General features: G+C 63.4%; 6 protein-coding genes. 4 read left to right on the plus strand and 2 right to left on the minus strand.

Features of this window, described 5'->3' with window-relative positions; all coding sequences use genetic code 11:
• Positions 1 to 540 precede the first annotated feature (540 nt).
• Complete coding sequence (locus Q0X62_RS07695) at positions 541 to 969, minus strand: CBS domain-containing protein (protein ID WP_297733621.1); 429 nt, start codon at positions 967 to 969, stop codon at positions 541 to 543.
• Positions 970 to 1,164: 195 nt separating this feature from the next.
• Between Q0X62_RS07695 and Q0X62_RS07700 the strand changes: the two genes are divergently transcribed.
• The gene (locus Q0X62_RS07700; RefSeq protein ID WP_297733623.1) at positions 1,165 to 2,475 is read left to right on the plus strand and encodes a DUF2157 domain-containing protein; all 1,311 of its coding nucleotides are present in this window, start codon (positions 1,165 to 1,167) and stop codon (positions 2,473 to 2,475) included.
• The gene (locus tag Q0X62_RS07705) at positions 2,472 to 3,038 is read left to right on the plus strand and encodes a GDYXXLXY domain-containing protein (RefSeq protein ID WP_297733626.1); all 567 of its coding nucleotides are present in this window, start codon (positions 2,472 to 2,474) and stop codon (positions 3,036 to 3,038) included. The genes Q0X62_RS07700 and Q0X62_RS07705 overlap by 4 nt, the downstream gene beginning before the upstream one ends.
• On the opposite strand, the gene Q0X62_RS07710 is transcribed toward Q0X62_RS07705, so the two are convergent.
• The gene (locus Q0X62_RS07710; RefSeq protein ID WP_297733629.1) at positions 3,039 to 3,716 is read right to left on the minus strand and encodes a rhomboid family intramembrane serine protease; all 678 of its coding nucleotides are present in this window, start codon (positions 3,714 to 3,716) and stop codon (positions 3,039 to 3,041) included.
• A 156-nt stretch (positions 3,717 to 3,872) separates the two neighbouring features.
• Between Q0X62_RS07710 and hfaA the strand changes: the two genes are divergently transcribed.
• Entirely contained in the window at positions 3,873 to 4,301 is a 429-nt protein-coding gene (gene hfaA / locus Q0X62_RS07715; RefSeq protein ID WP_297733632.1) for a holdfast anchoring protein HfaA, read from the plus strand.
• Positions 4,288 to 5,292: a holdfast anchoring protein HfaB gene (gene hfaB, locus Q0X62_RS07720; protein ID WP_297733635.1), complete on the plus strand. Its 1,005-nt coding sequence runs from the start codon at positions 4,288 to 4,290 to the stop codon at positions 5,290 to 5,292. The genes hfaA and hfaB overlap by 14 nt, the downstream gene beginning before the upstream one ends.
• Positions 5,293 to 5,329: the final 37 nt, after the last annotated feature.

A 5,329-nucleotide genomic window follows, 5' to 3' on the forward strand; every position in this document is an offset into this window, starting at 1 on the left:
CCAAAATCGTCGTAGAAAAACGCTTCAGCGTATCGGTCTCAATTGGTGGTCTGACCCACCGCAGAGCACCGTCGCCTGCGTTTCTCTTTCCATAACAACAATGTCAAAGAGCCAGGCCCAAACAACCAAAAGGCCGCCGAACCCGAAAACCAAAGCAACACATCAGTGCCGCCCCGGCCAAGGAGGGCGGTGTTTAGGCCGCCCAACTTTCGAAGTCAATCGCGTTTTTCAGGGTCGTGCAGTTGATCTTCAGTGGCTCGAAAACCGGCGAAAAATTCACTGCCCCGAGCGCCGTATTTGACGCGCCGACCTGACTTAGAAAAGCGACAAGACCTCGTATAATAAGCAAACGACGCTGAACCGCAAGTGGAAAACCGCTGCGGCAGCGCCGGTGTGAGCGGGGTTCTACAGGACGCCGCGCAGGACGCAACCCCTTTGGCCTGAAATTCCTGCAGACGGATGCAGCCTGTTTCCGGATTGCCTTGTCACACAAGGGTCATACCGTGTGCAGATGAGTGATTGGTAGCTCGCGATGGGCCGTCATGAGCGGATATAGGCCTGCAGGGCCGCCGTTTCCGCTTCCATATCGGAAATCCTGGCCTTGACCAGATCGCCGATGGATATGAGTCCGAGCAGATCATTTCCCTCAAGGATCGGGATATGACGAACCCGACGCTCGGTCATCAACACCATAAGCTCATTGACGCCGGCATCCGCGCCGGCCGTGATGAAGGCCGATGTGGTGGCGTGAGCGACCGGTCGATGCAGGCAGGCCGCGCCGTTCAGCGCCATCTCGCGAACGATATCGCGTTCCGAAAGCATCGCGATCGGACGTCCCTGCTCATCCTCGACCAGAAGCGCGCCAATGCCATGGGCGTCCAGCAGGCGAGACGCCTCTTCCAGGGTCGCCATTTCGCGGATCGTGATCACGTCACGTCCCTTGGATTTCAAAATCGTCTCGACACTCATCGCACCCTCCCATCCGATTGCTGTTTCATGATACCACAAAAATCCGGATTGGCCGCCCCCAACGCTCGAGGCCGCCTCCCGAATCGCGCGCGGACGGCCTGTGAATCAGGCTTTCATGGACAGGTTCCACGCCCTCCGCCAATCTGGAGCGGATAGCCGTCCGGCCCGTCGGACACGGCATGCGGAGGACCACCGATGCAATATCGCCAACGCCTGACCCGCGATATCGACCGCTGGATCGGTGCCGGATGGATTGATGCCGCCCATCGCGATGCCATCCTGGCCGATATCGGCCCCGGCCCGTCACGCCCCTCGGCGCTGGGAGCGCTGACCATTCTCGGGGCCGTGCTGCTCGGCCTGTCGGCGCTGACCTTCGTGGGCGCCAATTGGGATGTGATTCCCCGCCTGGCCCGTTTCGGCCTGCTCCTGGCCTGCCTGTGGGCGAGCCTGATGGGGAGCGGTCAGGCCCTCCGGCTCGGGCATTCCACGCTGGGCCATGCGCTGAGCCTGCTGGGCGTGGTCTTGTTCGGGGCGGCGATCATGCTGACAGCGCAAACCTTCAACATGACCTCCTTTCGCAATACGGCGGTCCTGATCTGGGCCGGCGCCGGCGGCCTGACCGCCTGGCTGATCGGATCCCGCCCCGTCCTTATCCTGGCCACCGGGCTTGGCGCCCTCTGGGCCGGGCTTGAAGCAGCCAATCCTTATGTCACGGGGTCGATCTGGGGCTATTGGCCGGTCGCGGCGATCGGCGCCTTCCTGGCCGTCCGGCTGCGCTCGAGCGTGTCGATGCATCTGACCGCGATCGCCGTCGTGTTTTGGATCGCGCATGCGCTTTATCTCTGGGAGCAGGCCCAGACGGTCAGCGATCCGGCCGTGCAGGCGGTCTCCATCCTGATCTTCGGCGCAATGGCGCTGGTCGCCGCCCTCCTGCGCGACCGCGCCCTCGAGGGCAGCGGCGTTTTTGCCGGCTGGATGACCGTGGTGACACTGATCGCGGCCTTCCTGATCCAGTTCCCGCTCGAGAGCGGTCGTCCGGGCAGCGAGACCGCGGCCGGCAGCGCCTATCTTGCTGTCTCCCTGCCCACCCTGGCGGTCATCATCGCGGTCGCCGCCTGGCGCATGATGCACGGACGGCTGACCCGATGGGAAGGCGGCATTCTGATCGCCGCCGCATTGGCAATCGCGGCCCTGCCGCTCATCGTGGCCGGCGACGCCGCTGCTCCGATATGGCTGCGCATGGTGATCGGCGCCCTCCTCTATGCCGCCTTCACGGCCCTCATCCTGATCGGCGACCGACATGGCCGGGGCCTGCTGCGCGTCTGCGGCGTCACGGGCTTCGTGCTGCAAACCCTCTACGTCTATGCCGAGACCTTCGAGGGCCTGCTCGACACCGCCCTCTTCTTTTTCCTGGGCGGCCTGATCCTCTTCGGTGCGAGTTTCGTGATCTGGCAAGTGCGCAAACGTCGATCAGCCCGGACCGGCGAGACGGAGGCGACATCATGAGTGCGCAGCAGTCGACCCGGCGAAACCCGATGGGCCGCCTCGGCCTGATCGCGGCAGTGATGACAGGATTTCTGGTCTTCATGCTGGCCAGCCATGCCAGCGCCCGCAGCCAGGGAACCGAGCTGGTCATGACCGTCGAGGGCTATGATCCCCGCGACCTCTTTCTCGGGCATTACGCCCAGATCCGCACGCCACTGAACATGATGGCCCTGGACACGCTCGCCGGGGATGACGCCTTCGAGCGACATCAACCGGTTTTCGTGACACTGGCGATCGGTGAGGACGGACTGGCTGTGCCCGTCGCCGTCCACGGCTCTCACCCCGGGACAGGCCTGGTGGCCGAAGGGCGGGTCGGATTCGCCGATGAATTCCTGCACGCCCGCTTCAAAATCGAACGCTATTATGCCGACCGCGACGATGCCCTCGCCTTGCAGGACATATTGCGCGGCGGCACGTCCGATGAAGGCCGGGTGCGTATCATCCTGTCACTGACCGGCTCCGGTCAGCTGATGATCAAGGGGTTCGAGATCGATGGCGAGCGCCGGATCGACCGGATCTGGTAATCACACGCCGTCCTCGGCGAACACGGCGATCACCAGCGGCGTCAGCAGCATGCCGCCAATTGTGCCGCCGATATGGGCGACCCAGCCGATGGGAATCGGCATCGCGCCACCGATCAGACCGATCACGATATTGACCGCAATCCAGGGCAGAGCCAGGCGGGCCATGCCGCGCCAGCCGCCCCGTACCCAGCCGGCAGCAGCAATCAGCCCGGAGACTGCCGTCGACGCGCCGCCCATCGTCGTGGGCGGACCCTGATGGAAGAGCGTTTCCAGGGCCGCGCCACTGACGGCACAGGCGAAGAAGAGAAAGAGAAACCCGGCTGAACCGATCCATCCATAGCCCAGTCTTTCGCCCACCGCGCGCCCTGTGGCCACCAGAATGGCCAGATTCATGGCGATGTGGAACAGGCCGAAATGGATATAGACGTGCAGGAATAGCGGCGCGACCGGTCCGAGCGGCTGGCGCGGCAAAACGGCGTCCGGTTCGGCGGCGATGAAGACAGCCGCATTGAAAACCCAGCGCTTGAAGTCCGGCCAGACCTGACCCAGCAGGGACACACCCACAATGCTCAGCGCCATCAACAGGACCGCTGGCGGCATGGCATTGAAGATCGGCGCGCGCGGCGGCGGCAGGCGTGACCACGGTCCGTCAGACTCGTCCCGCTGCGGCACACTCATCGTCTCAACTCCCGTCTCCGACTGGCCCATTCAGGCATTCGCGCCTCAAGGGCGACACGATTCCCCCTGCAGGGGAACGGACTTAGGCCGGCACACCTTTTGGCATGCCCGTTGCAACTCCGTCCCCAGAAATCGCGTCTAAGAGGACATGAGACAATGACAACGCGCAGCTTCCCCACCGTGATCGGTGCCGCTCTTGCCTTCGCAGCTGTTTCGACAGCGGCCCAGGCTCAGCAGGTCCAGACGACGGCCGGTTGGGAGCAGCCCTATGGCGGATCGACGGCCCAGGCCAGCCAGCCCTGGTCGGGCGCCACCGCCAGCGCCGGGGCAGCAGCCCGCTCGAGCGCCGGCAATCGCGTGATCATTGACGGAATCATCCAGACCGGTGTCGGGGTTTCCACCCAGACCGGCCTGTTTGGCGGCGGCGTCGGCGCAAACGCCTCCGCAATTGGCAATCAGCTCAATGTCAATGTGAGCGGCCAATGGAACACGGTCATCGTGAATTCCACCCAAATCAATAATGGCGACATCAACGCCAGCGCACAGGCCCAAGGCAATGTGAGTACGGACAATGACCAAGACTAAGCTTTTGATGGCTACACTCGCCAGCGCCCTGGCGCTGACCGGGTGCGCGACCACGGCACGCACCGGGGGTGCGGACGGTAACTATGCAACACCGATCGGCGGCGCACCGGTGACCGCCAATCCGACCCCCTATTCCGAAGCGCTGGTCTGCCTCGCCAATTATGCCCAACAGCATAATCTGCAATCGCCGCGTATCGCGGTGGGACGCCTGGCCGATTATACCGGCCGCGCCTCGCTTGAAGGCGGTGCCGCTGTGACCCAGGGCGCGTCGCTGATGGCGATTTCGGCCTTTGCCAAAGCCGGTATCCGCCTGGTGGAGCGTTTTGATACATCCGTGTCCGAGCTGGAATTGCGTTATGCCAACAATTCGCTGATCGGCGATAATGGCACGCAGCGCCAGATCCGCGCCGCGTCGCTGCCGGGCTCCGACTATCACCTGGTCGGCGGCATTACCGAGCTCAACTACAATATCCGCTCCTCGGGCATTGATGTCCTGGGCGGAGACCGCATCGACAGCGATCCGACCGGCGTTTTCAATCGCCGCATGTGGGTGATGAATATCGGCCTCGACCTGCGCCTCAACGAAACACGCACGATGGAGACGGTCGACGTCATCTCCTACCAGAAGCAGATCATCGGTCGCGAGATTTCGGCCGGCGTCTTCGCCTTCTGGGATGATGCGGTGATCGACATTTCCGGCGGTGGCCGTTCGCTCGAGCCGGTCCAGCTGGCCGTGCGCTCGGTGATCGAACGCGCTGTCCTTGAAATCTCGGCGCAAATGTATGGCGTCGATCCAGCTGCCGCCTGCACCTATGCCGATCCGATCGGCGGCAGCACGGGCGGCCACACCAATATCACCGGCGGCGTCAACGCCACCAACACTTACGGTCAACGGGAGACCTCCAATGTCCAAGCGCGCAGCAATGTTGATCGCGGGCATGAGCGCCGCGACGATCACGTGCGCACCTATCTTCGCGGACGATACGACTGAGATCCTCAACGGCCAGGTCAATCTGGACGCCGCGATC

It is taken from the genome of uncultured Maricaulis sp. (assembly GCF_947259345.1).
In the GTDB taxonomy this organism is placed as follows: domain Bacteria; phylum Pseudomonadota; class Alphaproteobacteria; order Caulobacterales; family Maricaulaceae; genus Maricaulis.